This window comes from Synechococcus sp. LTW-R, assembly GCF_014217875.1.
Lineage (GTDB): Bacteria > Cyanobacteriota > Cyanobacteriia > PCC-6307 > Cyanobiaceae > Vulcanococcus.
In genome coordinates this window covers 1552067-1576878 of record NZ_CP059060.1, presented here as the reverse complement: position 1 = coordinate 1576878, position 24812 = coordinate 1552067, and the positions used below count along the sequence as shown (strand labels likewise).

The window sequence follows — 24812 nt, the reverse complement described above, 5'->3', positions numbered from 1 at the left end:
TTGACCGATGTCTGAGGGCACAGAGGGCGCGGTTCGCTCCTGGATTGAAACGTTTCAGGCACAAACCCGTTGGGACCTGCTGCCCCTCTGGTGCGTCCAAAGTCCCTGTGGCGACAGCGTTTCGGCCGTCGATGACCCCTGGGGCGCGTGCCACCGGCCTGACTGGCATCAACGTGGATTGCTGAGCTGGCCCCGCGGCGGGCGCTGGCTGAATCTGCGCCTGGAGTTGGTTTGCCCGAAGCCCTGGCAGGCGGCTCAGCGGGGGGATCGGCGTGCCCGTTTGGCCCTCTGTTGGTGGGCGGATGCCGCCGAGCTTTGGGCCGGTGGTGCCCTCGTTCACCAGGGGGATTTATTTGACAGTGCCTGCCGCTGGCCCTTGCCGGCTTCCTGGTGGGAGGGGGAGCCCTTGCAGCTGGAGCTGCGCCTGCGCTCCCCGCTGCACGACGACGGCGCCTTGATCCACAGCCGGGTCGATCAGGAGCCCACGGCGCTCGAGGACCCCACTGGCGTGCTCGCGGCCGATGCCTTGGCCCTTGGGGTCTCCCGTTTGGCGACGGAGGCCTCTGCAGCCCTCTTGTCTCAGTTGGAGCAGGGGGCTGTCTCTAGCGCTCTGGAGCAATGCGCTGCGCTCAGGCCCTCGGGGCGGTTCCATGTGTTGGGTCATGCCCATTTGGATTTGGCCTGGCTCTGGCCGGTGGCGGACACCTGGCAGGTGGCATTGCGCACCTTCGAGTCGGCGCTGGCCCTGATGGAGCGGGATCCAGCGCTGCACTTCGCCCACTCCACCCCGGCGCTCTACGCCTGGATTGAGCAGCACCATCCGGTTCTGTTTGCCCGCCTTGTGGCGGCCATGGAGCAGGGCCGCTTTGAGCCGATCAATGGCCCCTGGGTGGAAAGCGATTGCGTCTTGTTGGGGATCCCATCGCTGCTGCGGCAGTTCGAGGAGGGCCAGGCCTACAGCCGCAGCCGTTTCCCCCAATGGACCCACGAGCTCTGCTGGTTGCCCGACAGTTTTGGCTTTGCCGCCGGTTTGCCGGCCGTGGTGCAACTCAGCGGGGTGCGCTGGTTCTGCACCCACAAGTTGGCCTGGAACAGCAGCAATGCCTTTCCCCATCGCCTGTTCCGCTGGCGCAGTGCCGATGGATCGGAGCTGTTGTCCCTGGCGACCGCACCCATCGGAACCGGGGGCGATCCCCAAGCCATGGAGACCTACCGGCAGCAATGGCGGGCGGCGACGGGAGTTGACGAGGCCCTCTGGCTTCCGGGGGTGGGCGACCACGGCGGTGGTCCGACCGCCGAGATGCTCGAGCAGTTGGCCCTTTGGCAGCACCAGCCCGTGGCCTGCCCGCAGCAGCACGGCACGCTGCGCAGCTACCTCGAGGGACTCGAGCCCCTGGCGAGCAGGCTGCCGGTCTGGCGCGATGAGCTCTATCTCGAGCTGCATCGGGGTTGCGCGACGACCCGCCCGGATCAGAAGCGTCACAACCGGACTTTGGAGCGTTTGCTCCGCGAGCTCGACTGGGTTTCAGCCCTGCAGCACCTCTCCGGAGTGGAGCGGCTTGGGGCGGATTGGCGGCCGCTGCTCTTTCAGCAGTTTCACGACATCCTTCCGGGCACCTCGATCCCCGAGGTGTTCGAGCAGGCCGAGCCCCAGTGGCGCCAGGCCCGCCGCCAGGCCGCGCTGCAACGCGATCGCTGTTTGCAGGCGTTGCTGCCGGCCCGCAGCAGCGCTCAGCCCTGGTGGCTGGTGCAGTTGCAGCCCCAGCCCGCCGAACTGCTGACCGTTCGCCTGCCCGCCGGGTCTTGGCGCGTCGACGGGGCACCGCTCCCGAGTCAGGCCCGATCCAGCGGCGGAACCTGGGTGCAGCTTCCTCTGCCCGCGGGCCTTCAGGCGCTCCCCCTCGAGCGGGATGACGGTCTGCCTGGCTCCGCTGCAGCCATCACGAACCCGGTAGTCCTGGAGGCCAACGCCTCGAACTGGCGTTTGGCCAACGGCTTGGTTGCGGTTGAGATCGGGGCTGAGGGTGTGCAGCAGCTCTGGGGGGCTGATGGTTCGCCGCAGCTCTCCGGGCCGATGGAATGGCGGCGTTGGCGGGATCGGGGGGAGTTCTGGGATGCCTGGGATATCGCCGCGGACTACCGCAAGCACCCCTTGCCCCTGACCTGGGAGGGGACTCCGGAGCTGGTGGAGCAGGGACCGCTCTGTTGCCGCTTCGTCGTCCGCGGCCGCTGCGGCCAAAGCCCGCTGCGCCTGGATATTCAGCTGCGGGCCGCCTCCCCCTACCTCGAGTTGACCTTGATGGTCGATTGGTGCCAGCGCCATGAGCTGCTGCGGCTCGAGTTGCCCTTGGGGCAAGCGGCCCTGCGCTACGCCGCGGACACCTCCGCTGGGGTCCTGGAACGCCCCGCTCAGCCCATGACGCCGAGGGAAGAGGCGCGCTGGGAAGTGACCGCGATCAGCTGGGCCGCAACCCAGCCCCAAGCCGGCGGGAGTGGTCTGGCTGTTCTGCTGGATGGCCCTCAGGGGGTGTCTGCCAGCCCGGAGCGTCTCGGCGTCTCGCTGTTGCGGGCGCCCACCTGGCCGGATCCCTCCGCCGACAACGGCGTCCAGCGTCTTCGGCTGGCGTTGGCCCCCTGTCAGAACGGTTGGAGGTCCGCTGGTGCGCCACGTTTGGCCCAGCGTTTTCGAGAACCGCTCTGGCTGCGGCCGGCGCAACGCCGCGCCAAGAACATCGCAGGCGCCCCTGAAGTGACCGGTCCCATTGACCTGATGGAGGGGATCGACTGGGTCAATGCTCAAATCCGGCTGCTCAGCTGCAGGCCTGGCCCAGGCCCGCGGCAACTGGCGTTGCGGTTGCAGAACCTCAGCCCCCAGCGGCAGTCCTGGGGGTTGGGCTCGAGCTGGCGTTGGCGCCAGGACGAAGACCAGGGCTGGCAGAGCGGTGCTGTGGCGCTGAAGCCTTGGCAGCTGCTGGCTCTGGAGTTGGAGCGGGCTTAGTCGTCGTGGTCGTCGAAGGGGTCGCTGAGCTGCTTCGAGGGAGGACCAAAGGCCGTGTAGATCCCGAAGCCGGTCAGACCGAGCAGCACGGCCAGGACGGCCAGAGCCACTGACATGGCTGGGGAGGTGGTTTCCATCACAACTCTCGACAGGGCCGGCCGCTCAGGCAGCCAGGCCCCTTACAGTAACGAGACCAACTCCTTGCCAGAGAGCACAGCCCGACATGGCTCAACGCACCCGCCTGGGAGATCTGCTGCGTCCCCTGAACTCCGAGTACGGCAAGGTTGTGCCCGGCTGGGGCACCACGCCCGTGATGGGCGTGTTCATGGCCCTTTTCCTGGTGTTCCTGCTGGTGATCCTCCAGCTGTACAACAAATCGTTGATCCTCGACGGCATCACCGTGAACTGGAACGGCATCGGCTGATTCGATGAACGTGTTTGGGATCGGACTGCCAGAGATGGCGGTCATTGCCGCTGTCGGTCTCTTGGTGTTCGGTCCCAAGCGTTTGCCCGAGCTGGGTCGCACCCTGGGCAAAACCCTGAAGGGCTTCCAGTCCGCGTCCAAGGAATTCGAGAACGAATTCCGCAAAGCCGTCGACACGGTGGAAGCGGAGGTGAAGTCCGACCCTCAGCCTCAACTCAAGGCCGAAGACGAGCAAGCGGCCGGTTGAGAGCGCCATGGCTCCGTTGAGTCTTGTTGTTGGTTTGGGGAATCCCGGCGAGAAGTACGCCGGCACCCGCCACAACGTTGGTTTTATGGCGCTTGAGCAGTTGGCGAAGCGTCAAGCCAGCAGCTTCAAGCAGCAGTCCAAGTTGCATGGTCTCCTTGCCGAAGTGGGGCACGGGGCAGAACGCTTGCGGCTGCTCATGCCCCAGACCTACATGAATGAGAGCGGTCGCTCGATTCGGGCTGCCCTCGATTGGTTTGGCTTTGAGCCTGCCCAGATGCTGATCCTGGTGGACGACATGGATCTTCCCCTGGGTCGGTTGCGCTTGAGGCTCTCGGGCGGTGCGGGTGGCCACAACGGCTTGCGCAGCAGCATTGCCCACCTCGGCGGACAAGAGTTTCCCCGGCTGCGTATCGGCATTGGTGCCCCGGCCTTGAATCCGGTGGAGCGCAAGCAGCGCACCGTTGGTCACGTGCTGGGCCGCTTCGCCGCAGCCGAGCAACCGGTGCTCGATGAGGTGATCGATGAGGTCTTATCGGGCCTTGATCTGATCCAGCGCCTGGGTTTTGAGCGGGCCGGTAACAGGCTCAACGGTTTTGTGGCTCCCTCTGCCGCCAAGCTGGTCGAGCAACCCACCGCCTGAGTCCGCGTGAGTCGCCTCCCCACCACAACGGCGCAATTGCGGGTGCTCCGCCAGAGCTTTAGCCAGCGGGTGCTCGAGGGCGAGGTCAGTGCTGGCGGATTTGAGTGGACGTTCGCCTGGTTCTTTGACCGCGGGGAGTTGCAGGTGGAACCGTCCCTGGGCCGGGCTTTGATCCAGGACGCCCTGCTGCGTTTTCTGCTGAAAACCGATTACCAGCTGGAGGCGGGGGGGGACTACGCCTTCAACGTCCGGGCGAAGTTTTAAGGCCCAGCACGGTCAAGCCAGGCTCGCGCTTAAGCGTCGTTCCCCAGTGGCGCTCGAGCAGGAGTTGCGCGACCACATCGTCGTAGTCCCGGGGCGGCAGGCGTAGGCCCTCCGGCAACAATCGCCGCCATCCCCTGGGGGGCTCCAGCTGCCAGTAGCGCGCGCGGGCGGCCAGGGTGGTTCCGGCTTCAGGGATCACCTGGACCCTGAGCCCCAGGGCGCTGAGTTGCTGTTGCCAGTGTTTGCTGCCAGTGCCATTGCCGAGCACCACCGCCTCTATCCCAGCGCCGTTCTGCCAGCTTTGAATTTGAGCGAGGCAACCGTCGGGGGAGAGCACGCCTGCGGCCAGGACCGTGCCTGAGCCCTCATCAGACAAGACCAAGCCGCATTTGCTAAGGCCTGGATCCAGGCCGAGCCAGGCGCTCATGGGCGCTGCCAGCGGATGTCCACGGCAACCGGATCGGCCAGATCGCTGTTCGCCCTGGAGACGGCCTCGAGTTTTGCGGTCTCGCCGGGAGGACGGTTCACCAGGGCCTCGGCCAGTTGGCTGACCCGCGTCGGATCGAATTGCAAACCATTGGCCAGGGCCCCTTGGCGTTGGGCGCGGGTTAAGGCTGCGGCTAGGAGCAGGTTGAGGCGGCTGCGCACCTGGTCTTGGGAGCGTTCATCGGCCTCCAGCACGGTGGTGGCCAGTTGTTCGCCGCTGCGAACGACCCGCTTGTTGGGCCTGACATCTGGGAATGCGACCACCTGACGCTCGCCCTTGAGCACGTTGGCAGCTGAGATCAGACTGACCACCCACTCGCCGCGCTTGCTCAGGGTGGTCTCCAGCTTGCTGATGTCGCTCCGCGGCACCAGCAGGATCTGACGGTTCGGTGTCTCCCCGGGCAGCACCCGTTGGTAGACGTTCAAATTTGTGCGTTGCAGCAGGGCGTGGATGACTTCCCTGGCCTGACTGGCGTTCTCGATCCGGACCTTGGCGACCTCGAGGGGTTGCCCGCTGCTGATCACCACATCGCCTTGCCGCAGGGCAATGAGGTTGCGTTCCAGGCGCTCCAGTTCTTGGCTGCTGGTCTTGATCTTGATGTTGAGCTTGGCGAGCTCAGCGCGGTTCCGCTGCAGGTCGGAATCCTTGGCCGCGATGTCGCGGCTGAGGCGATCGCGTTCAACTTCCAATTGCCGGCGCTGCTCCATCAGCGGGGCCAGTTCCTTTTGGAGTCGGTTGGCCTGCTGTTCGACCACCTTCAGTTGGCTCTGGGCTTGGCTGCGCTCCTGTTCGGCACTGCGCAGGGCACTGCGGCTTTGGGCTAAGTCCTTGCGGCTGCTGGCCAGGGCATCACGGCTATCCCGCAGACGTTGTTCGATCTGATCGAGTTCGAACAGCCCGGTGCGCAGGCGATCACTGACGAGCAGCATCAAGCCCAGTGAAATCGCACTGATCAAGCTGCCGGTCAGGACCGTGATGACCACGGCCGTTTTCTTGGGCCGCAGCCGAAACAAGCTGAGCCGCGCCTTGCCGACCTTGGATCCCAAGCGATCCCCCAGGGTGGAGAGCACTCCCCCGAGGATCAGCAGCGCCAGGATCAGGATCCAGCCGGACACGACGTTGGGCGACGACGGTCAGTATCGGTTGCAGGCGGTGGGAAATCAGCGGGGATCAGCCACCCGGTCAGCCGTTTAGCTGAAGCGCTTCGCCAGGGCAAGCGGGTCGAACACGGTGATCTTTTTGCGGTCGATCTGCACCAGGCCGTCGTTGCGGAGGTCCCCCAGAAGCCGGGTGATGGTGACCCGCGTGGAGCCGATGGCCTCCGCGATGGCTTGGTGGGAAAGACGCAGGTCGATCGTGATGCCGTCGCTGCTGGGAACCCCAAAATCGCGGCAGAGCACCAACAGGAAACTCACCAGGCGCGAGGACATGTCGCGGTGGGTGAGGGTTTCGATCATGGTCTCGGTTTGCAGGATCCGAGAGGACAGACCTTGCAGCAGGAGCAGTCCCACCGCAGGGTCCTGTTCAATCGCCTTGCGCACCGAGGTGGCGGGGGCCGTCACCAGCTCGACACGGGTGAAGGCGATGGAGTGATAAAAGCGATCCGAGCGTTGGCCGGTCAGCAGGGAGAGCACCCCGAACAGGCTGTTTTCCCGCAGGAGTGCGACCGTGATCTCTTCGCCCGATTCGTAGACCCGGGAGAGGCGAACGGCTCCGCGTTTCAGCAGGTAGACCTTTTCGGCTGGATCTCCGGGGAAAAAGATCGTCTTGCCGCGCTCGACAATTTCGGTCGTGCTGCCGCTCAGCCCCCGGATGACATCCAGGAGCGTTGCATTGGGTGGCAGCGGACTTCCCGCGATCGGTGCGATCACAGAAGTACCGGTAGTAGGGCTAGGGGAGTAGCGGCTGAATCCTTGCGTTGCCACGACCATTTCAGCGCGACTGAAGTCTGCTGGAACCTACGGATCAGTCCAGGGCGGCCGTGTAGCCATTGAAACTAATTCGGGGCTTCTTCCAAAGCCTTGGTCTGAGCCGCTTGGAGTTGCTGGATGCCAGCTTCGGCGAGGTCCACCAGGGAAGACAGCTGTTGGCGGCTGAAGGGTGCGCCTTCGGCGGTGCCCTGAATTTCGAGCAAATGCAGCTCTTGATTCATCACCACGTTCAAATCCACCTCGGCGCGGCTGTCTTCGCTGTAGTCGAGATCCAGCAGGGCGGCTCCATCCACGAGGCCCACCGACACCGCCGCCACCTGGCCGATCAAGGGTGAGCCCTCCAGCACTCCGCGTTGTTCGAGCCGTCGCAGTCCAAGGGCTAGGGCCGCCCAGGCTCCCGTGATCGAAGCGGTGCGGGTCCCGGCATCGGCCTGCAGCACATCGCAATCGATCTGCAGCGTCCTCTCCCCCAGCAGCTCGAGATCGAGGCAGGCCCGAAGGCTGCGGGCAATCAAACGTTGAATTTCCTGGGTTCGGCCGCTGAGCTTCATCAGCTCCCGCGGCTGGCGGCTGGGGGTGCTGGCGGGCAGCAGCCTGTAGTCGGCACTCAGCCAGCCCTTGCCAGAGCCCTTGCGCCACTTCGGGACACCCTCCTCGAGGCAGACGCTGCAGATCACTGCGGTGCGACCCGTGTGAACGGTGACGGAGCTCAGGGCGAAGCCCATCGGATCCCAGCCGAAACGCGTGCTGCGTAGATCCGAGGTGCTGCGGCCATCCCGCCGGGGTTGGGTGCTGGTCATGGCCTCGATGGTACGGGTGTTTGCACTACAGGTAGTGCTTGTTGCTTGCCGGACGGCCTAACGCCGCTACATTCAGGATCCCAAGCGGCAGCCATGCACTCGATGACGGCCAGCATTGCAGCCACTCCCAGTGCAACTCCCCGTGCTGGACACCTGCGTCCGCTGGCCTCGATTCCAGCGTCGGCCCCCGCCCGCAGCGTGCGCCTGGCGGCCCAGCAGGAGGGGCAGCTCCAGGTGCATACGGCGCCCTTTCGCGGCAGCTTCAGCGGCGTGTTCAGTCAGGCGTTGCGCAGTGCTGGATTGGGGAGCCGCGTGCTCGTCAGCCAGTTCCTCAAGGGCGGTGTTGATCAAGGTCTGGATCGCAGCGTTTGGCTCTGCGGCCGTCTGCAGTGGCTTCGGCCTGCCGTGGCGGGTTGCCTCGCCGAGCCCATGCCGGCATCCCAGGCGGATGCCGCGGCTGTGCGGGAGGTTTGGGAGTACACCCGCGAGCAGCTCTTGGGCGGGCAGCTGGATCAGCTGGTCCTCGATGAGCTGGGCTTGGCTGTTGAGCTGGGTTATTTGGCGGAAGCGGAGGTGGTCTCGGCCCTGGAGCAGCGGCCGTCCAACCTGGATGTGATCCTGACGGGGCCGTCCATGCCCACGGCTTTGTTGGCCATGGCCGATCAGGTCACCCAGCTGCGCCGAGGTTTCTAATGCTCAAGAACGACCGTTGGATTAACGAGCAGGCCGCCCAGGGCATGCTCGAGCCCTTTCAGCCGCAGCTAGTCCGTCATCTCGATCCGGAGAACAGTCAAAAGCCGGTCTTGAGCTTTGGCTGCTCCTCCTACGGCTACGACCTGCGCCTGTCGCCCCAGGAGTTCCTGATCTTCCGGCATGTGCCCGGCACGATCATGAATCCCAAGCGCTTCAATCCGGCGAACCTCGAGCCGGTTCCGCTGCATGAGGACGAGGACGGGTCCTACTTCATCCTCCCGGCCCATTCCTATGGATTGGGTGTGGCGCTGGAGAACATGCGGGTGCCCCCCAACATCACCGTGATCTGCCTGGGCAAGAGCACCTATGCCCGTCTTGGGATCATCGTCAATACGACCCCGGCCGAGGCCAGCTGGGAGGGCCATTTGACTCTGGAGTTCAGCAACTCCTCCGGAGCGGACTGCCGGATCTACGCCAACGAGGGCATCTGTCAGTTGCTCTTCTTTGAGGGCGACCCCTGCGAGACCACCTACAAGGACCGGGCCGGGAAGTACCAGCACCAGCCCGAGCGGGTCACCTTGGCGCGCGTTTGACTTTCTCGATTGAGAGTCTCTGGTCCGTTGGTGAGGCTTTCTTTTAACTAGGAGTGTCTTTCCAGGTAGTCGCCAAAGTTGGGGCAAGTCGCGATGCTTGTTCTGCTGAGCGCTTGATCGAAGTCCTGTTCAAAACATAAATACTGCCTGGGTTGAGTCATTTGCGCGATCTGTGGAACAAGCCACATGTTTGCGACCGATTGGATCAGAGACAAGCTGATCAGGGTGATGGCGAGAAATGGCGTAATGGACCCTCTTGAAGAGGTGTGCCATGTCGATATGCAAAGGGTGAGGAGAATCAGTGCAGGAATGATGAGGTAGAGCTCGTAGAAGCCGCGAGGCCGCATGGCATTGGCGATCCAAATGCTGCAGCACAGGCCCAGTAGGCAGAGCAGCCAAGTGGCCTTGGAAGCACTCGGCTTGTGTTGGCTCCGTATTGTTTGGGTCAGCAGAGAAATGGCCAGGCCGGCTATGACTAGTAGTGTGATGCAGGGGCTTGAGATGAAAAGATCTGAGAGGTATTTATCGATTCCTTCTTGAAGAAGAATAAGCCGATTCTCGCCGCCAGAGAAGCCCAGTGCGTTGCTTGGAAAGCTGAAGACCTGTACTGTTCAGACCGGGTAGGCGAGCACCCTGGAGATCAGGAGGGTTATCGCTCCATACAGCAAGCCGACCCGCCAGGTTGCTTTGACTGCATTCCGTTCAGATGAGCTTGCCCGTGTTGTCAAAATGAGGAGGACATTCGTTGCTGCCCAGAACGGCAGATCAAGCTCGGTTCTGACATGTTGAAATCGATTCAGCGATGCGAAGACTGGGCCAGAGACAGCAATCAGCCATATCCCTGAGCCCAAGATCAGGGATATGGCGATGGCTTTTAGGTTTTGAAGGTTGAGGGAACCTCCGCGGTGCGAAATATTCTCTTCGTCCGTATTGAGGCATTGATGTCCGAGAATCAGTACGAATAAAAATGGGGTGATGATGAGGATTTGAACCTTGCAATAAGCGGCGACTAAGAAACAGGCCATGGCAGCAGCGCTGGCTGCCCTGCAATACGGTCCTGATTTCAGATTAGGTAGTAGTAGAGCAATGTTGAGATAGGCCAGCAGGAAAAAGGTGCTGGTCAGCTCATTTCTGATTTGAACGGCTGATTCTAGATTCCCGAGGCACAGGCAGCATGTGATGACGCTGATAGTTGTGAGCCAGCGTTGAATGCCGAGTTGGCGCAGGGTTGGCCAAAGTAAAAGGCTCGTGAGACCAGCAAGGATTCCATTTTCCAGCCTTGCCCAGCGAATTATTAGGTTGGAGTCGTCTGGTGCGATCGGAATGCCAGCCCATAGCGCAAAGGATTGCTGAGTGACAGCCACTTCAGCTTGAGGGTGTAGAGCACCTGCCAGAAGATTCCGGGATGATCTGGGTACCCCGGTGCTTTCCCTTGATGCATCAGGAGTGCTTCACGGAGCCACAGAAGATCTTGGTCTGGGATGGCGTCGTAGGGCCGATCCAATCCGAGGGTTGCGATCAGTAGCCCAGATCCGAGGGCAATGCAGGCTGTGAACCAGAAGGCTGACGAGAGTGGCTTGCCTCCAATCGGGATCAAGGCACGGCTTCGGCTCGAGAGATCGTTAATCAAGAACGGTCTTGCCGTTGATCTCAGGCTTATACCCCCGCTTCAGAGAACCTCGGGTGAACCGTATTTGTGATTCTTGGTGTTTTGGCGGTGAGGGCTCTACGGCGCCAGGCGTGCTTTGTGCAGCCGGCTCTTCTCGTACCAAGCGGCAATTTCCGGTGCCCAGGCCTGGAGGTGCGGCCACATCAGATCGCAGAGCACCCGGATCTCTTCCTGGGCGTCGAGCTTGGCCCGCAGGTCCATGAAGTGCAGGAAGGCCCGTAACGAGAAGCTGACGACGAAGTGCTGGCGGTAATCGAAGGGCAGGATCCCGCGGGCATGCTCCTCCGCGAAGCCAGCCGCGAGCATGTCGCGGTAGCGCTCCGCAGCCACTTGGCAGAGGGCGAGATCCTTTTGCCGCTCGTCCGCCGTGTAGGTGTACTTCTTGCCTTGGCGATCGCTGTACTGGCCTTCAGGGCGCAGGTAAAAGACCTCTTCCAGTTCCAATTCGCCGTTGGCCGCACGGCAGATCCGATCGCCCGTGTAGCGCATCGATTGGACGTCAAAGCTCACCCCCACCCGGTGGGTGCGGGCCTGTTGCATGACGGAGTGGGGAAACCAGCCCACGTTGAGCACGATCTGGGCGTGCTCGAGCGGCCCGTAGTGACCGCGCTCTCCGGCGAGGAGACGCTTGACACAGATCTCGCCGGCGCGGGTCTCGTCCGGCCACTCCGCCCGGTCAGCCGCCACAAACCCTTCGCTGTAGTCCTGGTGCATCCCCGCATAGACGCACTGCTGGGGGTTGGGGGTCGCTGCAATCAGCTCAACCCGAAAGCGTTTCATGGGCGGGCGATGGCGTGGGGAGCTGGTGCTGCAGGGTAACGGGCTTTGCGGGACTCAGCTGTGGCTGCGAGGGCCTGCCATCGCGGTGGACTCGGCAGGCTTCAACACGCTCGTCTCAGCGACGCCAGCCATGGCGGGCAGGGGCGACCCGCTGATCAGAGCGGTGGTCAGGGCTTCCAATTCGTCCTGCGTGCGGGCCCCAATGGCGCGGCCAACGGGAGTGCCATCGGCAGCGAAGAACTCCAGCTGAGGGATCCCGTTGACGTCGTAGCGATCCACCTCCGGTTGCCAGCGGGGGTTGTCGACATTGAGCAGCACCACATCGAGTTGGCCGTGGTGTTCGCCCTCCACCCGCTCCATCGCTGGGGCCATGGCTTGGCAGGCTTCGCACCAGTCGGCGTAGAACTCGATCACGCTTGGACGTCCGTTGCTGAGGGCGACGGCGGGTTCAAGCGATTGGCGCGCCAGTTTGTCGAGAGGTGCGGCCGGTGAGAGCCCCCCCCGAAGCAGGAAGAGCCCGAGGGCGAGCAGGGCCGCCACGGCGGCCAGCAGTATGCGTTCGCGCCGTCCCAGGGTTGCTGTGTTGCTCTCCACAGGCGGTCTCCTTGTGCTTGGCGCCAATCTGCCAGGACTGTTCGCAGTCCGCGTCGATACCCTGACGATGGCTGAGTTGCGCCCGTGAAACGCCGCATCACCCTTCACTTCCCCCGGGAAGCGGTGCATCAGCCGATCACCTACCGCCTCGCGGTGGAATTCGACATCGCCGCCAAGATCCTGCGGGCTCAGATCGCGCCCAACCAGAGCGGAACGATGGTCGTGGAGCTCTCGGGCGATATCGACGATCTGGACGCGGCCGAGCAGTGGCTGGAGGGTCAGGGTCTGGGCCTGAACCGGGCCTCCGGCGAGATTGCGATTGATCCGCAGCGTTGTGTGGACTGCGGGATCTGCACCAGCGTTTGCCCGAGCGGAGCCCTGAGTTGCACGGCTCCTGCGTGGCGGCTGACGTTCAACGCCCAGCGTTGCCTGGTCTGCGAGCAATGCATCCCCTCATGTCCGTTTGAGGCGATCGCTCTGGTGTTGGATCAAGCTGTGGGCGCTGCCCAGTGATGCGCCTATCTATGCGCCCTGTGACTGCCGTGCTTGGTTTCTTGGTCCTGCCGCTGCGGGCACCGATGTTGCTGGTGCTGTTTGCGGTCAGCGCCTTCATGGGGTTGCACTGGGCCGATGTGGCACCGCAGTTGGTCACCCAGGCCAGCACCCCCTTGCAGCAAGAATTCGCGGGGCCCTGGTTCTGGCCGTTGCAGTGCATGCAGGCGCTGCTGGTGGTGGTGCTCTGCACCATGCCCGACCTGCTGCTGCGGGAGCTCTCGCAGCTGATGGCGGCCAGTAAGGCCCTGACCTTGGTGGTCACCCTGCTCGTGGTCATCACCGGCGGCCTGTATCTGCTGCATCTGGCGGTCCTCTCGGAAGTGCTCGTCTTGGCCTCAGCCGTTTTGCTTGCTCGGTTGGATCTCACCCGCCTCCGAATAGCCCCGGCTCCGCTGCTGGGGGCGTTTGTCCTCTGCAGTTGGGTCCTGGCCGGGATCCTGGTGGGCCGCTCCCTCTACGCCCATCTGGGTTTTGTCTTTGGTTGACGGCTGGGCTCAGCGGCAGAGCTCTTCGGCGCTGCGGCCCTGCTGCCGGTAGCTCCAGGCATTGCCCAGCACTTTTTTCGTGTAGAGCCTGGTTTCGGGATAGGGGATGGCTTCGGTCCAGAGCTCGGGTTCGCGCTGGAGATCAAAGCCTCCACGGGTCAGCCAGCCGCCGACCGCACCGGGCCCCGCGTTGTAGCTGGCGATCGCCTGGAACAGGTTCCCTCCGGCGCCGCTGAGGAGTTGCTTGAGATACGCCGCTCCGAGGGCGCCGTTGCGTCCGGGATCGCTCAGCGCTTGATGGTCGAGGGATTCCCCGGCCAATTCGCCGGCGGTCGCCGGCATCAGTTGCAGCAGCCCGCTGGCTCCGGCCCCTGAGCGCACGCTGGGGCTGAAGCGTGATTCCTGCTTGGCGACTGCCAGCAAGAGGGCGAGATCGACACCGCTGTCTTCGCTGGCGTCTGTGAGCTCCTTGGAGAAGCGCAGCGGGTGGAGTTGGCGCTCCCGTTCCAGTTGTTCCCTGCAGCCGATTTGCGGGAGGCGAAAGCTGGCTCGCTCGAGTTGTCCCAGGCCGGTCCAGTCATCCCCGATCGCCGTGCGCAGCCGGCCCTCGATCAAGAACTCCTCAGGGCTGCTCGGGGCCTGGCCGCCTTGCTTGGTGCGCCAGCTCTCCCAGGCTTCGAGGGCCTGGCCCCGTTGCCAGAGCGCGTCGATTCGGGCATCCCCGCTATTTAATGGCTGCCATGCCTGATGCGGCTCTCCCTTGGCGTCGTCGTTGCGGCTGTCACCCAGCCGTTCGCTGGCCCTCCAGCTGTAGTAGCCGAGCGGTTGGGTTCGCTGGGTTGCGCGCCAGAACTGCTCCGCGCTCGCCTGGTCCCCTTGCTGCTGGGCGGTCCAACCGCGCCAGAACAGCTGGCGTGCCGCCAAGGGGGCGGGCAGGGTTGCGCTCTTGAGCGCATCCAGCCAGCGCTGCGCTTGGCTCCAGTCCCGCTGGAGCAACGCTTTGCGGGCCTCGCGCCACTGCAGCTCCCAACTGGCGGGATCGTTCGGCCAGCGCGCGAGCACGGACGCTGGATCGCGTTGACCGGCTTCCGCAAGGCGCGCCTGAACGGGGGCACTGTCCTGGAGCGACGGTGGCAGCTGGTGCAGAACGGCCACGGCTCCGGCGGCCGGAGATTGCGCCAAGAGCCGGGCGGCCTCCAATCCTTCGGGGCCTCCGCTTTTGGCGAGGCTCAGCAGCCGTGCTTCGGCTTGGGTTTGTTGGGCGCGGCTCCCCCGCAACATCCCTTGGGCCAGGCGCAGCTGCAGTTCGGCCGTCGGGGTGGTCTCCCCCAAGCAGCTCAATGCCTGCTCGCTGCGCCCCAGTTGCACTAAGCCTGCAGCCAGCAACTGTTGGTCGTCAGCGCGGAGCGTGGCTGGTTGTTCGTCGCAAGTTCGCAGGAGGAGTGCTTCGGCGCCGGGCCAGCGGGCTCCCCAGCGGGCGAGATGCAGGGCATCGCCGGCCTCCAGCGCCGCCGCGAGGGCCGCTGGGTGGGCCGCAAAGCGCTCCAGCAGGGTGCGCCGCAGTTGGGGTTGCTGCCGGCCGAGGGCATAGAGGGCATCGGCACTAGCGGGCGCCTGCGGGAAGCGCCGCAGCAACTCCCTCCAGAGGGCTTGGCCTTCCTGGGGCCGGCCACTGGCTTGGGCCGCGAGGGCGGCTCGTTTGAGGCTGATCGCCGCGAGGACCCGGCTGCTGGCGTGGTTGCCCCAGCCCTGGCTCTGCAGCCAAGCGCGGCGCCGCTCGGGCGTGCTGCCCGCTTGGGCACTGAGCAGCAGGGCGGCATCGCGGCGCCGATCGGGATCCAGGCTCCGGCGCCGGTTGCGGCTGAGCTCGGCGGCGCTGCTGTTTGGGGTGAGGGGCGGGGCGAGGTGCACCAACCACGCGCGCCCGGCCGCTAGGGCGACGCCGGTTCCCAGGCAGCACAGGCCAATGAGGGCCGTGCCGACCAGACTTTGGCGTCGTTCAGCCGAAAGCGGGCGCTGGGCCAAAGCGGTGTGATCACTGCGCGCATTCTTGGTGAGATGGGCTCCGCCTGCACTGCAGACCAGGCGTAACCTGCCGCCAGCATTGATTCACTCGCCCGTCATGTCTCCACTTGGGGCGCCATTCCCTTCTGGTACGGCGAGTTTTGGCACCGATGGCATCCGTGGCCGCGTCGGTCAGGTGATCACACCGGCCTTGGCGCTGCAGGTTGGCTACTGGTGCGGTCGAGTCCTGCCCGCCGGCGGTCCCATCGTCTTGGGGATGGACTCCCGCAGTAGCAGTCCGATGTTGGTGGCTGCCCTGGCTGCGGGCCTCACGGCTGCGGGGCGAGAGGTGCTGGATATCGGTCTGTGTCCCACCCCCGCCGTGCCTGGGGCCATTCGCCAGCTCGGTGCCAGTGGCGGTCTGATGGTTTCAGCCAGCCATAACCCACCCCACGACAACGGGATCAAGGTCTTTGGTGCGTGCGGCGCCAAGCTGGCCAAGCAACAGCAGGCGGAGATCGAAGCCGGCCTGCATGGCGGCGGTGATGTCCTCAGCGGCTTCAGTGCCAACGGACGGCTCGAGCAGCGACCGGATCTGCTGAGCGATTACCGCCAGCGCCTGCTGGAGAGCGTGGGTTCCGCTCGGCTGGATGGTGCCAAGGTGGTGCTCGATCTCTGCTGGGGTTCGGCGACGAGCTGCGGTGAAAGCGTCTTCCGTGAGTTGGGCGCTGATCTGACGGTGATCCATGGCGAGCCCGATGGCACCCGGATTAACCAGGGCTGCGGCAGCACCCACCTCGAAGCGCTTCAGGCCGCGGTGACGGCCCAAGGCGCTGCCATGGGCTTTGCCTTTGATGGCGATGCCGATCGAATGCTGGCTGTCGATGGCCGCGGCCGAGTTGTCGATGGCGACCAGATCCTCTACCTCTGGGGCCAGGCGCTGATGGCCGAGGGCGCGCTACCGGAGAACCGGATCGTCGCCACGGTGATGAGCAACCTTGGCTTCGAGCGCGCCTGGCAAGCCCGCGGGGGGGTGCTCGAGCGCACCGCCGTCGGCGATCAATACGTGCATGCCGCCATGGAGGAGCTGGGGGCGTCCTTGGGCGGCGAACAGTCCGGCCACATCCTCTCGGCCCGCTACGGCATGAGCGGTGACGGCCTGCTGACGGCCTTGCAGGTGGCGAGTTTGATCCAGGCCCAGGGGGGATCGCTGAGTGACTGGCTGGATGGCAGCTTCCAGCCCTATCCCCAGAAATTGGTGAACGTCACCGTTCCCGATCGCAGCAAGCGCACCCGCTGGGAGACCTGCTTGCCCCTGCTGCAGGAGGTTCAGGCCGCCGAAGCGGCGATGGCTGGCAGCGGGCGTGTCTTGGTGCGGGCCAGTGGCACCGAGCCGTTGTTGCGGGTGATGGTGGAGGCAGCGGAACAGGCGGATGTCGACCATTGGAGTCGCCATCTGGCGGAGCTCGCCGATCAGCACCTCAACGCCGCCTGAACGGCGAGCCGCAGGGCTCCATCACAGGCATCGCCCTTGGACGCCGCCAAGCTTGCGCCGGAGCAGCGTTGCGCCAGATCCGCGGCAAAGGCCTGACGCAGCGTCAGCAGGTGCGTGATCGCGCCGCCGCTGCAACACACCCGCGGTGTTGGTAGCTCCAGGGTGGCGGCGATGCTGCTGACCATTTGGGCGAGGGCCTGGGCGGAGCGCTCGACGATGACCCGGGCATGGGGATCGCCGCTGCGGGCACTCGCGTCCACGACCGGAGCGAGCCGGGCAAAGCCTGCGGCTCCAAATCCCTCGGCGACCACGGCGGCCTTCAGCTCCTGGGGAGTACGCACTCCAAGGGCTTGCCAGAGCTGGTTTTTCAGTGCGGTTTCCCTGAGCCGACCGTCGGCCATTTGGACGCTGACCGCTAGGCCATCCCGGCCGAGATCCATCGCTGAGCCCGCTCCATCGAGGAGCCAGCCCCAGCCGCCAGTGCGGTGCCAGCGCCCGCAGCCTGTTTGGCCGAGGGCGATGCAGCCGGTGCCGCTAATCACCAGAACACCGGGCTCATCGCCCAGGGCCCCGAGTAGGGCGGTGTGTTCATCGCCGCTGACCTGCACCGAGGCCAGCGGCAGCTTGAGTGCGGCAGCGGCCAAGGCTTCCCCTTGGCTCTGGATCGTGTTGCCCCGCTCAATGCCGCTGGCCCCCACGCCGGCTGCGGCCAGGGGCTGATCGTCCGGCAGTCCGGCCACCTGGCGCGCATCGCTGAGGCTCTGCTGCAGGGCGTCGCGGAAACAGGCTTCACCGCCTGGGGCGGCCAGATGGCGAACCCCCGGTCCTTGGCCCTGGGCGATCGGGCTCAGCTCTCCATTGGGTTTGAGCCAGGCGAGCTTGCAGTTGGTGTGGGTTTGGCCGGCATCAAAGCCCGCCAACAGCTGACCCTCAGCCATCGCTACTGCTGGTGTTTTGGCTGGCGCTCAAGGTGGCCAGGCAGAACCAGCCTGAGAGTTGGACTTCCGGCCGGAAAAAGATCGTGTCGGTGGCGCCCTGAACGCAGAGTCCAGCGATGGCCGCAATCGCCGCGAGGGCGGGCAGGGCCCAAGGCGATTCACCTTTGAGTTGCCTCAGGCCGGCCTGCAGGCTGGCGACGAGCAACCCCAGTCCAGCCAGCAGGTTGGGGATGCCCCCTTCGACCAGCAGCTCGAGCGGTACGGAGTACGCACTCAGCGCGTTGAATTTGGGTTGCTGATAGAGGGGGTAAATCAGGTTGAAGGCGCTGTTGCCGGGGCCGATGCCCAGCCAGGGCCGCTCCTGGATCATCTCGATGGCGGCGAGCCAGACGTTGATGCGGAAGTTGTTGGAGCTATCGCCGCGCCCGGCAGCCAGGCTCATCACCCGGATCCGGAGTGGTTCGATTTGGGTCACGGCAATGACCAGGACGCAGACCGCTCCGGCGATCAGCAGCAGGGGGAAGAGGCGGCGCCAGAGGGGCGGCCAGTGGCGCGTCTGCCGCAGCACCAGCAGCAGGACTGCGGCCCCGAGGGCCGCGACCATTCCCAGCCAGCCCCCCCGGCTGTAGCTGAGGAAGAGGGCACTGCTCCCGAGGATCAGGGCACTCGCGGCAAACAGGCGTTGGGGCCAGGAGCGCCAGCGCAAGAGCGCGATCAAGGCAATCGGCAGGATCGGGATCAGATAACCCGCTAGCAGATTCGGGTTCTCCAAGGGCCCGTAGACCCGAATCGTGCCGTCCGCGACGGAGTTGGGATCGGCCCAGCGGGCCAGTTCACTGGTGTCGCCGTAGAGCTGCCGGATGGCGAGGACGCTGCTGAGCAATTCGCCAGCCAACAGCGCGGCCACCAGCCGATCCCACCAGCGGGGTGCCTGATCCAGCAGTTGCCGCATCAGCGCGTAGACCCCGAGATAGCTGATCAGCTTGAGCAGCCCCTTGAAGGCGGCAGGTGTGACCGGTGAAAACCCGGTCGCCAACACGGCGATGCCGAGCATCAAGAGGAGCCAACCGCTGATGCGGCCGATGCGACCGGCGGGGAGAGCGAGCGACCACACCAGCCAGAGCAACCCCGACGCGAGGATCAGCAGGCTGAGGCCCGCCCGGGTGACGAAGGGCATGGCCGCCAGCAGCACGCAGAGCACGCCTCCGGCGATCCAGGTCAACTGAGATCCCAGCGGCCCCTCGCTGGCTTGGCCCAAGATCCCCTGCCAACGCAGCAGCCAGGGGGTGGATGGCGCCGATCCTGCGCTCATGCCGAGGGGTGGGTTGATGTCTCGGGATTATCGGCGGCTTCCAGCCGTTGCTCCAGGGCCTCCAGGCTCGGCAACGGCGTTTCGTTGCGTTCGTAGAGCACGCGATAGACCGGGAGCCCCTGTCCGAGGACATAGGTCTCCCGTTCGGTGGGCACCGGGAGGGGGTTGGTTTCGCGCCAGGGTCTGGCGTCGCCGGCCGGTCGGCTGAAGCAGCCGCTGGCTTCAGTGACGGCGACCATCGGTTCGATGACGTCCAGGATGTCGCTCTGGATAAAGAAGCGCTTGCCCGGTTGCAGGGCCGCGGCGATCGCGAGCAGCAGGGCGGGTTGCAGGACCCGGCGCTTGTGGTGCTTCTTCTTGAACCATGGATCGGGGAATTGGATCGAGACCAGATCCAGCTGTCCGGGCTCCAAGGCCTGCAGCCAGGCACTCGTGCTGATGTTGGCGTTGCAGAAGAGGTAGTGGAGGTTGCCCAGGCCGAGTTGCTGACGGTCGGCTTCCGCGGCGCTGACCAGGGCGCGCCGGATCTCAATGCCGAGGTGGTTGACCTGGGGTTGTTGCTGGGCGAGCGTCAGCAGAAAGCCACCTCGCGCGCAGCCGATATCCAGGTGCACCGGCAGGCCTGGATCACTGAACAGGTCCTGGGCCGGGGGCAGCTCCAGCGGCAACTGGAAGAAGCGGCTCAGTGGGTTGACGTGTTGGCGCACCATCGGAAATCAGGGAGTGTTCGGCACCAGAAAGCCCCAGCTCGCGGTGTAGCCATGCAGGTGGGTCGCACCGGCGACCGGGCCGATTTCGCCGTTGCAGAAGGCACCGCTGATGGGCACCGCAGGGAAGTGTTGACGGCATCCACCGACATCGCCATTGGCGCTGCCGTAGAGCCCCTCCCCGCGGCCAAGGCAGGCAAAGAGGAGGGCCGCCAGCGGCTCGGCGTTGCGGCCGTGCTGTTGAGCCAGCAACTGTTGTTGTTCCTGCCGTGACGTCTCGGCATCCCGCAGTTGAAACTGCACCTGTTGCCCCACCCGCAGCCGCTCGGCCACCGCGACGGAGCCGTTGCGGGGGTCAACTCCGATCAGGTTGCGCACCAGAACCGCCGGTCCAGGGGCGGGGGATCCATCGCTGGGCATTTGGAAGTTGGTTTTGGCCACCCCTAAGAACAGGGAATGCCGCACCAGCTCCTTCTCCTCCGGGGAGAGGTCCTGCAGGATCGTTTGCAGGCAGGCCACGGGAGTGTCCGCTTCGCCGTCATGGCTGAGGCGCAGCAGCACATTGCGCTCGGCTTTCTCAATCTCAAAGACCGGGCCGATCGGCTTGCAGCCCTGGGCGACGACCGGATCAATGCGCCAAGCCCCCTTGATCAGGCAGCCGATGGCGCCGTCCATGACGCCGTCCCCGAGCAAGAGGGAGCCATGTTGCGCGCTGTGTTGCCCGGCGATCCCCCCGATCTTCTGGGCTTCGGGGTAGGCGAAGTCCAAGCCGCTGATCACGTCATTGATCGCGGTGCAGGTTGGATCAAGGAACAGGAGCATGGAATGGCAGCCGTCCGGGGCGACACCGGCCCAGTCGATCCAGCTCTGCCGTGAGCCGTCGAGATCGGGCAAGGCCTCGCTTTTGAGAGAGAAGAGTTCGATCTCCGTCTCGGGGAGGGTGAGCAGGGTGACGCTGATGGCGGGCTGGTGTTCGAGCTCCTGGGGGGCTCCTTCGGCGTTCGTGCCGACGACTCCGCCGCCACAGCAGCCCAGCCAGTGCTTGGCGCCAAGCACTGGCTGGAGCAGCGGCATCAAGCGTTGGAGGTCGCTGGCGTAGGCGCTTGAGCAAAACACCAGCCCGAGATCAGCCGGATGCCGCTGGCCGGCTTGCTTGAGCTGCTGGCCCAGATCCGCGATGGCGGCCTCCAGGGCCGGCTCAGAGCTCAGTGCTGTCGTGCACTGCGCCTGCTGCGGCGTGTGGCGCCAGGGCAAAAACGGAGAGAGGCGGGCGGTCCAGGCCATCGGCGGACCTTACTGCCGCTTCCTTTCGCCGCAGGGCTGCAGATAATGGCCACTGACTGCGTGTTGCTGCGTGCCAGATCTGCTGCTCTATCGCACCCTGGTTTGGCTGGACTACCGCTTGGCGGCGGTGTTTGCCCTGGGGTTGCCCCTGGTGCTGCTGGTGTGGTCTGCACTCAAGCGTGAGCAGGCCTTGACCCGCTTGATGGGCATCTACTGGAAGGTGGCCAGCCTGCTGCTGATCACGGTGCTGCTGCTGACCGATAACCGGCCCCTGGGCTATCTGCTCGCGGTCCTCTCCCAGCTGCTAGTGGTGATCAGCGTCTGGTTCTGGGTGGACCTCAACGAGGAGTTGGCGGACCTGCCGCCTTGGCGCCCCTTGCCGTTCGTTGTCCGAGCCTGGCGCTGGGGTCTGACGGTGTTCGGCGTGCTCGGCGCCGCCTTGAGCGCCGTGGCCCTCAGCTGCGTCGGCGGTGGGCTGACCCGGCCGATCTGCCGGGTCTGGCTAGAGGCCCCCGATGACTTGCACGGCGGTGTGGCCAGGGTCTTTGATTTCGTCTTTGGCGGCAGCTGGACAGCGGCCATTGCCGCCTTTGTCGGTTATGTGTCCCTGGTCGCCTACGGCGTTGGCCTGCTGCAGTGGCTGGTCGTCCGGTTGCCCAAGCAGGGCCGGGTCGCCGGCGGTTTTTAAGGCATGGCGTTGCGCGTGGCCGAGCTGCTGGTTCAGCTCGAAGAGATCAGCCGAGGCCGAGCGGACCGTGTCCTGCGTTTGCGGGGGGCATTGCCTGTTCCCACTGGCGTCGAGCCGTTTGAGCTGCTGATCTTTCGCGGGTTTTCCAGCAGCGTCTCGCACCCCACGGGCTTTGATCCCGATCAACCGCTGCTGCCCGACGCGGCTCAAATCGAGCAGGCCGAGCTGCTGCAGGGTCCGCTCAACCCGCAGGCTGAGCAGTGCCTCGCCCAGGCGTCCGGGGCCGAGACCTTCCTCGACCCAGGCGCTTGGCTTTAGGCGAGAACCTCCACGCAGCGGCCGCAGAGGGTCGGGTGCGCAGCGTGCTCGCCGATGTCGCTCTCGTAGTGCCAGCAGCGCTCGCACTTCTGACCGGCCGCTTTGCGGATCTGGACGGTGATGCCGTTCTCACTGGCTTCGGCCAGCACGGCTTCGGAGCTTGACCCGCCGATCTCTAATGCTGAGACCAGGAGCCAATCCGCCAGGTTGTCGACCTTGGGGTGGGCGCTGTTCTCGAGCCAGCTGAGGGCGGCCTGGGTCGCCTCGCTGCCTTCGCCCAGGCTCAGCTGAACCTGCGCCTCCAAGGAGGCCCCGAGCTGGGCCGCGCTGCGGCAGCTTTCCAGTTGCCGGTTGACCAGGGCGCGGAGCTCCAGGATCTGGTTCATCGGTTGCTCGAGGGCGCTTTGACGCCACTGCTCCGGTGCGCTCGGCCAACCGCGTTCGAAGACCGAGGTCTCGGCGACGGAGTAGGGCAAGTTCTGCCAGATGTCTTCGGCCATGTGGCAGAGGACTGGGGCGATGAGGCCGGCGAGCCGCTCCACGACCAGCGCCAAGACCGTTTGGCAGCTGCGGCGGCGGAAGTCATTGGCACCGCTGACGTAGAGGCGGTCCTTGGCGATGTCGAGGTAGACGTTGGAGAGGTCCACCACGCAGAAGTTCTGCAGGGCCTGGAAGAAGCGGTAGAACTCGAACCGCTCGAAATCACCGCTGACGCTGTCAATCAAGGAGGCGGTGCGTTGCAGCATCCACTGATCCAAGAGCGGCAGTTCTTCGTGGGCAACGGCGTCTTGGCTGGGATCAAAGTCGTGGAGGTTGCCCAGCAGATAGCGCGCGGTGTTGCGCACCTTGCGGTAGACGTCCGCCAACTGTTTGACGATCCCAGGACCCAGGGGGACATCGGCGGAGTAGTCCACCGAACTCACCCAGAGGCGGAGGACATCGGCGCCGTAGGGAGGCTCCTGCTTTTGGTTCTTGCCGCCTGAGACCAGCACCGCTGGATCGACGACATTCCCCAGGGATTTGCTCATCTTGCGGCCCTTCTCATCGAGGGTGAAGCCGTGGGTGAGCACCCGTTTGTAGGGGGCCTGTCCGTTCACCGCCACGGAGGTGAGCAGGCTGCTTTGGAACCAGCCGCGGTGTTGATCGCTGCCTTCTAGGTAGAGGTCAGCGGGGTACTGCAATTGGGGTGCGCGGCTGCTGGCGCCCTCGATTCCACCGAGCACGCCGGCCCAGGAGGAGCCGGAGTCAAACCAGACGTCCATCGTGTCGGTGCCCTTGCGCCATTGGCTGGCTTCAGCGGCATAGGCCTCAGGCAGCAGCCCGGCCTCGTCGCGCTCCCACCAGACATCGGCGCCGTGCTCGGCAATCAGGCCTTGGATGTGGCTGAGGGTGGCTTCATTGAGCAGCACCTCACCCGTTTCGCGGTGATAGAAGACCGGGATCGGCACCCCCCAGGTGCGCTGGCGGCTGATGCACCAGTCCCCCCGCTCGCTGACCATCGCCTCGATGCGGTTGCGGCCGCTGGCGGGTAGCCACTCCACCTGGGCGATGGCCTCCAGGGCGGCTTGGCGGAACCCCTCGACGGAGGCGAACCACTGCTCCGTGGCCCGGAAGATCGTCGGTTTTTTGGTGCGCCAGTCGTAGGGGTAGCGGTGCTCGTAGCGCTCCTGCTTCAGCAGCAGCCCGGTTTCTTCCAGGGCGCTGATGATCGTGGGGTTGGCATCCTTCAGCACGTTCGTCCCGGCGAAGGGTCCGGCTTCGGCCGTCAGGTTTCCCGCTTCATCGACCGGGCAAAGCACGGGCAGCTTGTACTTGCGCCCGGTGTTGAAGTCATCGACGCCATGGCCCGGAGCGGTGTGGACCAGGCCCGTGCCCGCTTCAGTGGTGATGTAGTCCCCGCCGATCACGACCGGGCTGGTGCGCTCCAGGAGCGGATGGCGGTATTGGACGCCTTCGAGGGCGGCTCCTTTGACGCTGACCAGGGGTTTGAGGGTCAGGCCCAGGCTGGTTTCGAGGCTTTCGCGCAGTTCGGCGGCCACCACCAGGTGGCTGGCGGCTGGGGCGGGGTTGTCGCCCTGGGCCTCAATGGCGCAGATGGCGTACTCGAGCCGTTCATTGACGGAGACCGCCAGGTTCGCGGGCAGCGTCCAGGGGGTCGTGGTCCAGATGGCCACAGCCAGGCCGCCGTCAGCCGTGGCTTGTGCGGGGGGGAGGCCCGCCTGCTCGAGGGTGCTCGCCAGGCCGCTGGGGAGTTCCACCGCGGGGAAGGCGGCAAAGACACTCGGTGAGCTGTGGCCGTCGGGATACTCGAGTTCGGCTTCGGCAAGGGCCGTGCGGGAGCTGGGGCTCCAGTGGACCGGCTTGAGGCCCCGGTAGATGTGGCCGGCCAGCACCATGGCGCCGAACACTCCGATCTGGGCTGCCTCGTAGTCCTTCTGCAGGGTCAGGTAGGGCTGTTCCCAGTCCGCCCAGATGCCCCAGCGGCGGAAGCCGGCCTTTTGGCCTTCCACCTGCTCGAGCGCATAGGCGTGGGCTTTCTTGCGCAGGCTGACCGGGGTCAGCTCGGCCCGCTCACTGCTCTTCAGCCCCTGGAGCACCTTGAGCTCGATCGGCAGACCATGGCAGTCCCAGCCCGGGATGAAGCGCGCCCGTTTGCCCTGAAGCAGAGCCGTCTTATTAATGATGTCCTTGAGGATCTTGTTCAGCGCGTGCCCCACGTGCAGGGCGCCGTTCGCGTAGGGCGGCCCGTCGTGGAGGGTGAAGCAAGGTCCAGGGTTCTCCTCGCTCAGGCGCTCATAGAGCCGCTGTTCCGCCCAGAACGCTTGGATCTCAGGCTCACGCACCTGTGAATTGGCCCTCATGTTGAAGGGCGTCTTCAGCAGGTTCAGGGTGTCCTTGTAGGAAAT

The 24812-nt window shown here is 65.1% G+C and carries 26 protein-coding genes; 12 read left to right on the top strand and 14 right to left on the bottom strand.

The window, feature by feature from the left end:
- The first annotated feature begins 7 nt into the window (after nt 1-7).
- Nucleotides 8-2998, top strand: a complete 2991-nt coding sequence (locus H0O22_RS09000; RefSeq protein ID WP_185186339.1) for an alpha-mannosidase — start codon at nt 8-10, stop codon at nt 2996-2998.
- Here H0O22_RS09000 and psbN read toward each other — a convergent pair.
- Complete coding sequence (gene psbN, locus H0O22_RS08995) at nt 2995-3135, bottom strand: photosystem II reaction center protein PsbN (RefSeq protein WP_010314488.1); 141 nt, start codon at nt 3133-3135, stop codon at nt 2995-2997. The genes H0O22_RS09000 and psbN overlap by 4 nt on opposite strands.
- 86 nt (nt 3136-3221) lie before the next feature.
- On the opposite strand from psbN, the gene psbH reads away from it, so the two are divergent.
- From psbH to H0O22_RS08975, 4 genes are read left to right on the top strand one after another with little or no spacing between them, the layout of a single operon-like run.
- Complete coding sequence (gene psbH / locus H0O22_RS08990) at nt 3222-3422, top strand: photosystem II reaction center phosphoprotein PsbH (RefSeq protein WP_010314489.1); 201 nt, start codon at nt 3222-3224, stop codon at nt 3420-3422.
- A 4-nt stretch (nt 3423-3426) separates the two neighbouring features.
- Entirely contained in the window at nt 3427-3669 is a 243-nt protein-coding gene (locus tag H0O22_RS08985) for a TatA/E family twin arginine-targeting protein translocase (RefSeq protein ID WP_185186338.1), read from the top strand.
- A 7-nt stretch (nt 3670-3676) separates the two neighbouring features.
- Complete coding sequence (gene pth, locus H0O22_RS08980; protein WP_185186337.1) at nt 3677-4309, top strand: aminoacyl-tRNA hydrolase; 633 nt, start codon at nt 3677-3679, stop codon at nt 4307-4309.
- A 6-nt stretch (nt 4310-4315) separates the two neighbouring features.
- Nucleotides 4316-4573 carry a DUF3146 family protein gene (locus H0O22_RS08975; RefSeq protein ID WP_185186336.1) on the top strand — a complete coding sequence of 86 codons (258 nt, stop codon included), beginning with the start codon at nt 4316-4318 and terminating at the stop codon, nt 4571-4573.
- Here the strand turns inward: H0O22_RS08975 and H0O22_RS08970 are convergent.
- The 4 genes from H0O22_RS08970 to rph form a co-directional block, all read right to left on the bottom strand.
- Nucleotides 4551-5000: a resolvase gene (locus H0O22_RS08970; RefSeq protein ID WP_185186335.1), complete on the bottom strand. Its 450-nt coding sequence runs from the start codon at nt 4998-5000 to the stop codon at nt 4551-4553. The two genes, H0O22_RS08975 and H0O22_RS08970, sit on opposite strands and share 23 nt — an antisense overlap.
- Complete coding sequence (locus H0O22_RS08965; protein WP_185186334.1) at nt 4997-6175, bottom strand: DUF3084 domain-containing protein; 1179 nt, start codon at nt 6173-6175, stop codon at nt 4997-4999. Before H0O22_RS08965 ends, H0O22_RS08970 begins: the two co-directional genes overlap by 4 nt.
- A gap of 75 nt (nt 6176-6250) precedes the next feature.
- Nucleotides 6251-6991 (bottom strand): global nitrogen regulator NtcA, encoded by a 741-nt coding sequence (gene ntcA / locus H0O22_RS08960; protein ID WP_185186333.1) that lies wholly within the window; start codon nt 6989-6991, stop codon nt 6251-6253.
- A gap of 65 nt (nt 6992-7056) precedes the next feature.
- Nucleotides 7057-7791, bottom strand: a complete 735-nt coding sequence (gene rph / locus H0O22_RS08955; protein WP_185186332.1) for a ribonuclease PH — start codon at nt 7789-7791, stop codon at nt 7057-7059.
- A gap of 102 nt (nt 7792-7893) precedes the next feature.
- Between rph and H0O22_RS08950 the strand changes: the two genes are divergently transcribed.
- Nucleotides 7894-8484: a cob(I)yrinic acid a,c-diamide adenosyltransferase gene (locus H0O22_RS08950; RefSeq protein ID WP_255439248.1), complete on the top strand. Its 591-nt coding sequence runs from the start codon at nt 7894-7896 to the stop codon at nt 8482-8484.
- On the top strand, nt 8484-9077 hold the full coding sequence (gene dcd, locus H0O22_RS08945; RefSeq protein ID WP_185186330.1) for a dCTP deaminase: 594 nt from the start codon (nt 8484-8486) through the stop codon (nt 9075-9077). Before H0O22_RS08950 ends, dcd begins: the two co-directional genes overlap by 1 nt.
- 611 nt (nt 9078-9688) lie before the next feature.
- Here dcd and H0O22_RS08940 read toward each other — a convergent pair.
- The 3 genes from H0O22_RS08940 to H0O22_RS08930 form a co-directional block, all read right to left on the bottom strand.
- Nucleotides 9689-10441, bottom strand: coding sequence for a hypothetical protein (locus H0O22_RS08940; protein WP_185186329.1), 753 nt, complete (start codon nt 10439-10441; stop codon nt 9689-9691).
- 362 nt (nt 10442-10803) lie between these two features.
- Nucleotides 10804-11526: an FAD-dependent thymidylate synthase gene (gene thyX, locus H0O22_RS08935; protein WP_185186328.1), complete on the bottom strand. Its 723-nt coding sequence runs from the start codon at nt 11524-11526 to the stop codon at nt 10804-10806.
- Between the two features lie 54 nt (nt 11527-11580).
- A complete protein-coding gene (locus tag H0O22_RS08930) occupies nt 11581-12120 on the bottom strand; it encodes a thioredoxin domain-containing protein (RefSeq protein WP_255439246.1) in 540 nt (179 codons plus the stop codon).
- Between the two features lie 84 nt (nt 12121-12204).
- On the opposite strand from H0O22_RS08930, the gene H0O22_RS08925 reads away from it, so the two are divergent.
- Both H0O22_RS08925 and H0O22_RS08920 read left to right on the top strand, forming a co-directional pair.
- Nucleotides 12205-12633, top strand: coding sequence for an NIL domain-containing protein (locus tag H0O22_RS08925; protein ID WP_185186326.1), 429 nt, complete (start codon nt 12205-12207; stop codon nt 12631-12633).
- Nucleotides 12633-13160, top strand: coding sequence for a hypothetical protein (locus H0O22_RS08920; RefSeq protein WP_185186325.1), 528 nt, complete (start codon nt 12633-12635; stop codon nt 13158-13160). Before H0O22_RS08925 ends, H0O22_RS08920 begins: the two co-directional genes overlap by 1 nt.
- Before the next feature lie 9 nt (nt 13161-13169).
- Here the strand turns inward: H0O22_RS08920 and H0O22_RS08915 are convergent, their stop codons facing one another.
- Nucleotides 13170-15185 carry a lytic transglycosylase domain-containing protein gene (locus H0O22_RS08915; RefSeq protein WP_185186324.1) on the bottom strand — a complete coding sequence of 672 codons (2016 nt, stop codon included), beginning with the start codon at nt 15183-15185 and terminating at the stop codon, nt 13170-13172.
- Between the two features lie 82 nt (nt 15186-15267).
- Between H0O22_RS08915 and glmM the strand changes: the two genes are divergently transcribed.
- Entirely contained in the window at nt 15268-16659 is a 1392-nt protein-coding gene (gene glmM, locus H0O22_RS08910) for a phosphoglucosamine mutase (protein WP_370521517.1), read from the top strand.
- Here the strand turns inward: glmM and H0O22_RS08905 are convergent.
- The 4 genes from H0O22_RS08905 to H0O22_RS08890 are packed head-to-tail and all read right to left on the bottom strand — an operon-like array spanning nt 16638 to nt 20900.
- Nucleotides 16638-17597: an N-acetylglucosamine kinase gene (locus tag H0O22_RS08905; protein ID WP_185186322.1), complete on the bottom strand. Its 960-nt coding sequence runs from the start codon at nt 17595-17597 to the stop codon at nt 16638-16640. The two genes, glmM and H0O22_RS08905, sit on opposite strands and share 22 nt — an antisense overlap.
- A complete protein-coding gene (locus tag H0O22_RS08900; protein ID WP_185186321.1) occupies nt 17590-18909 on the bottom strand; it encodes an IctB family putative bicarbonate transporter in 1320 nt (439 codons plus the stop codon). The genes H0O22_RS08905 and H0O22_RS08900 overlap by 8 nt, the downstream gene beginning before the upstream one ends.
- Nucleotides 18906-19616 carry a tRNA (guanosine(46)-N7)-methyltransferase TrmB gene (gene trmB / locus H0O22_RS08895; protein WP_185188382.1) on the bottom strand — a complete coding sequence of 237 codons (711 nt, stop codon included), beginning with the start codon at nt 19614-19616 and terminating at the stop codon, nt 18906-18908. Before trmB ends, H0O22_RS08900 begins: the two co-directional genes overlap by 4 nt.
- A 9-nt stretch (nt 19617-19625) precedes the next feature.
- Nucleotides 19626-20900, bottom strand: a complete 1275-nt coding sequence (locus H0O22_RS08890) for an FIST N-terminal domain-containing protein (protein ID WP_185186320.1) — start codon at nt 20898-20900, stop codon at nt 19626-19628.
- A 70-nt stretch (nt 20901-20970) separates the two neighbouring features.
- On the opposite strand from H0O22_RS08890, the gene H0O22_RS08885 reads away from it, so the two are divergent.
- Nucleotides 20971-21588, top strand: coding sequence for a DUF3177 family protein (locus H0O22_RS08885; protein WP_185186319.1), 618 nt, complete (start codon nt 20971-20973; stop codon nt 21586-21588).
- A 3-nt stretch (nt 21589-21591) separates the two neighbouring features.
- Complete coding sequence (locus H0O22_RS08880; RefSeq protein ID WP_185186318.1) at nt 21592-21906, top strand: hypothetical protein; 315 nt, start codon at nt 21592-21594, stop codon at nt 21904-21906.
- Here the strand turns inward: H0O22_RS08880 and ileS are convergent.
- Nucleotides 21903-24767, bottom strand: coding sequence for an isoleucine--tRNA ligase (gene ileS, locus H0O22_RS08875; protein WP_255439575.1), 2865 nt, complete (start codon nt 24765-24767; stop codon nt 21903-21905). The two genes, H0O22_RS08880 and ileS, sit on opposite strands and share 4 nt — an antisense overlap.
- Between the last annotated feature and the right edge of the window lie 45 nt (nt 24768-24812).

Excerpts from the sequence above, each read along its gene's own strand:
- H0O22_RS09000 (WP_185186339.1), top strand. The coding sequence starts at position 8 with ATGTCTGAGGGCACAGAGGGCGCGGTTCGCTCCTGGATTGAAACGTTT.
- psbN (WP_010314488.1), bottom strand. The coding sequence starts at position 3,135 with ATGGAAACCACCTCCCCAGCCATGTCAGTGGCTCTGGCCGTCCTGGCC.
- psbH (WP_010314489.1), top strand. The coding sequence starts at position 3,222 with ATGGCTCAACGCACCCGCCTGGGAGATCTGCTGCGTCCCCTGAACTCC.
- H0O22_RS08985 (WP_185186338.1), top strand. The coding sequence starts at position 3,427 with ATGAACGTGTTTGGGATCGGACTGCCAGAGATGGCGGTCATTGCCGCT.
- pth (WP_185186337.1), top strand. The coding sequence starts at position 3,677 with ATGGCTCCGTTGAGTCTTGTTGTTGGTTTGGGGAATCCCGGCGAGAAG.
- H0O22_RS08970 (WP_185186335.1), bottom strand. The coding sequence starts at position 5,000 with ATGAGCGCCTGGCTCGGCCTGGATCCAGGCCTTAGCAAATGCGGCTTG.
- ntcA (WP_185186333.1), bottom strand. The coding sequence starts at position 6,991 with ATGGTCGTGGCAACGCAAGGATTCAGCCGCTACTCCCCTAGCCCTACT.
- rph (WP_185186332.1), bottom strand. The coding sequence starts at position 7,791 with ATGACCAGCACCCAACCCCGGCGGGATGGCCGCAGCACCTCGGATCTA.
- H0O22_RS08950 (WP_255439248.1), top strand. The coding sequence starts at position 7,894 with ATGACGGCCAGCATTGCAGCCACTCCCAGTGCAACTCCCCGTGCTGGA.
- dcd (WP_185186330.1), top strand. The coding sequence starts at position 8,484 with ATGCTCAAGAACGACCGTTGGATTAACGAGCAGGCCGCCCAGGGCATG.
- thyX (WP_185186328.1), bottom strand. The coding sequence starts at position 11,526 with ATGAAACGCTTTCGGGTTGAGCTGATTGCAGCGACCCCCAACCCCCAG.
- H0O22_RS08920 (WP_185186325.1), top strand. The coding sequence starts at position 12,633 with ATGCGCCTATCTATGCGCCCTGTGACTGCCGTGCTTGGTTTCTTGGTC.
- H0O22_RS08905 (WP_185186322.1), bottom strand. The coding sequence starts at position 17,597 with ATGGCTGAGGGTCAGCTGTTGGCGGGCTTTGATGCCGGCCAAACCCAC.
- H0O22_RS08900 (WP_185186321.1), bottom strand. The coding sequence starts at position 18,909 with ATGAGCGCAGGATCGGCGCCATCCACCCCCTGGCTGCTGCGTTGGCAG.
- H0O22_RS08890 (WP_185186320.1), bottom strand. The coding sequence starts at position 20,900 with ATGGCCTGGACCGCCCGCCTCTCTCCGTTTTTGCCCTGGCGCCACACG.
- H0O22_RS08880 (WP_185186318.1), top strand. The coding sequence starts at position 21,592 with ATGGCGTTGCGCGTGGCCGAGCTGCTGGTTCAGCTCGAAGAGATCAGC.
- ileS (WP_255439575.1), bottom strand. The coding sequence starts at position 24,767 with ATGAGGGCCAATTCACAGGTGCGTGAGCCTGAGATCCAAGCGTTCTGG.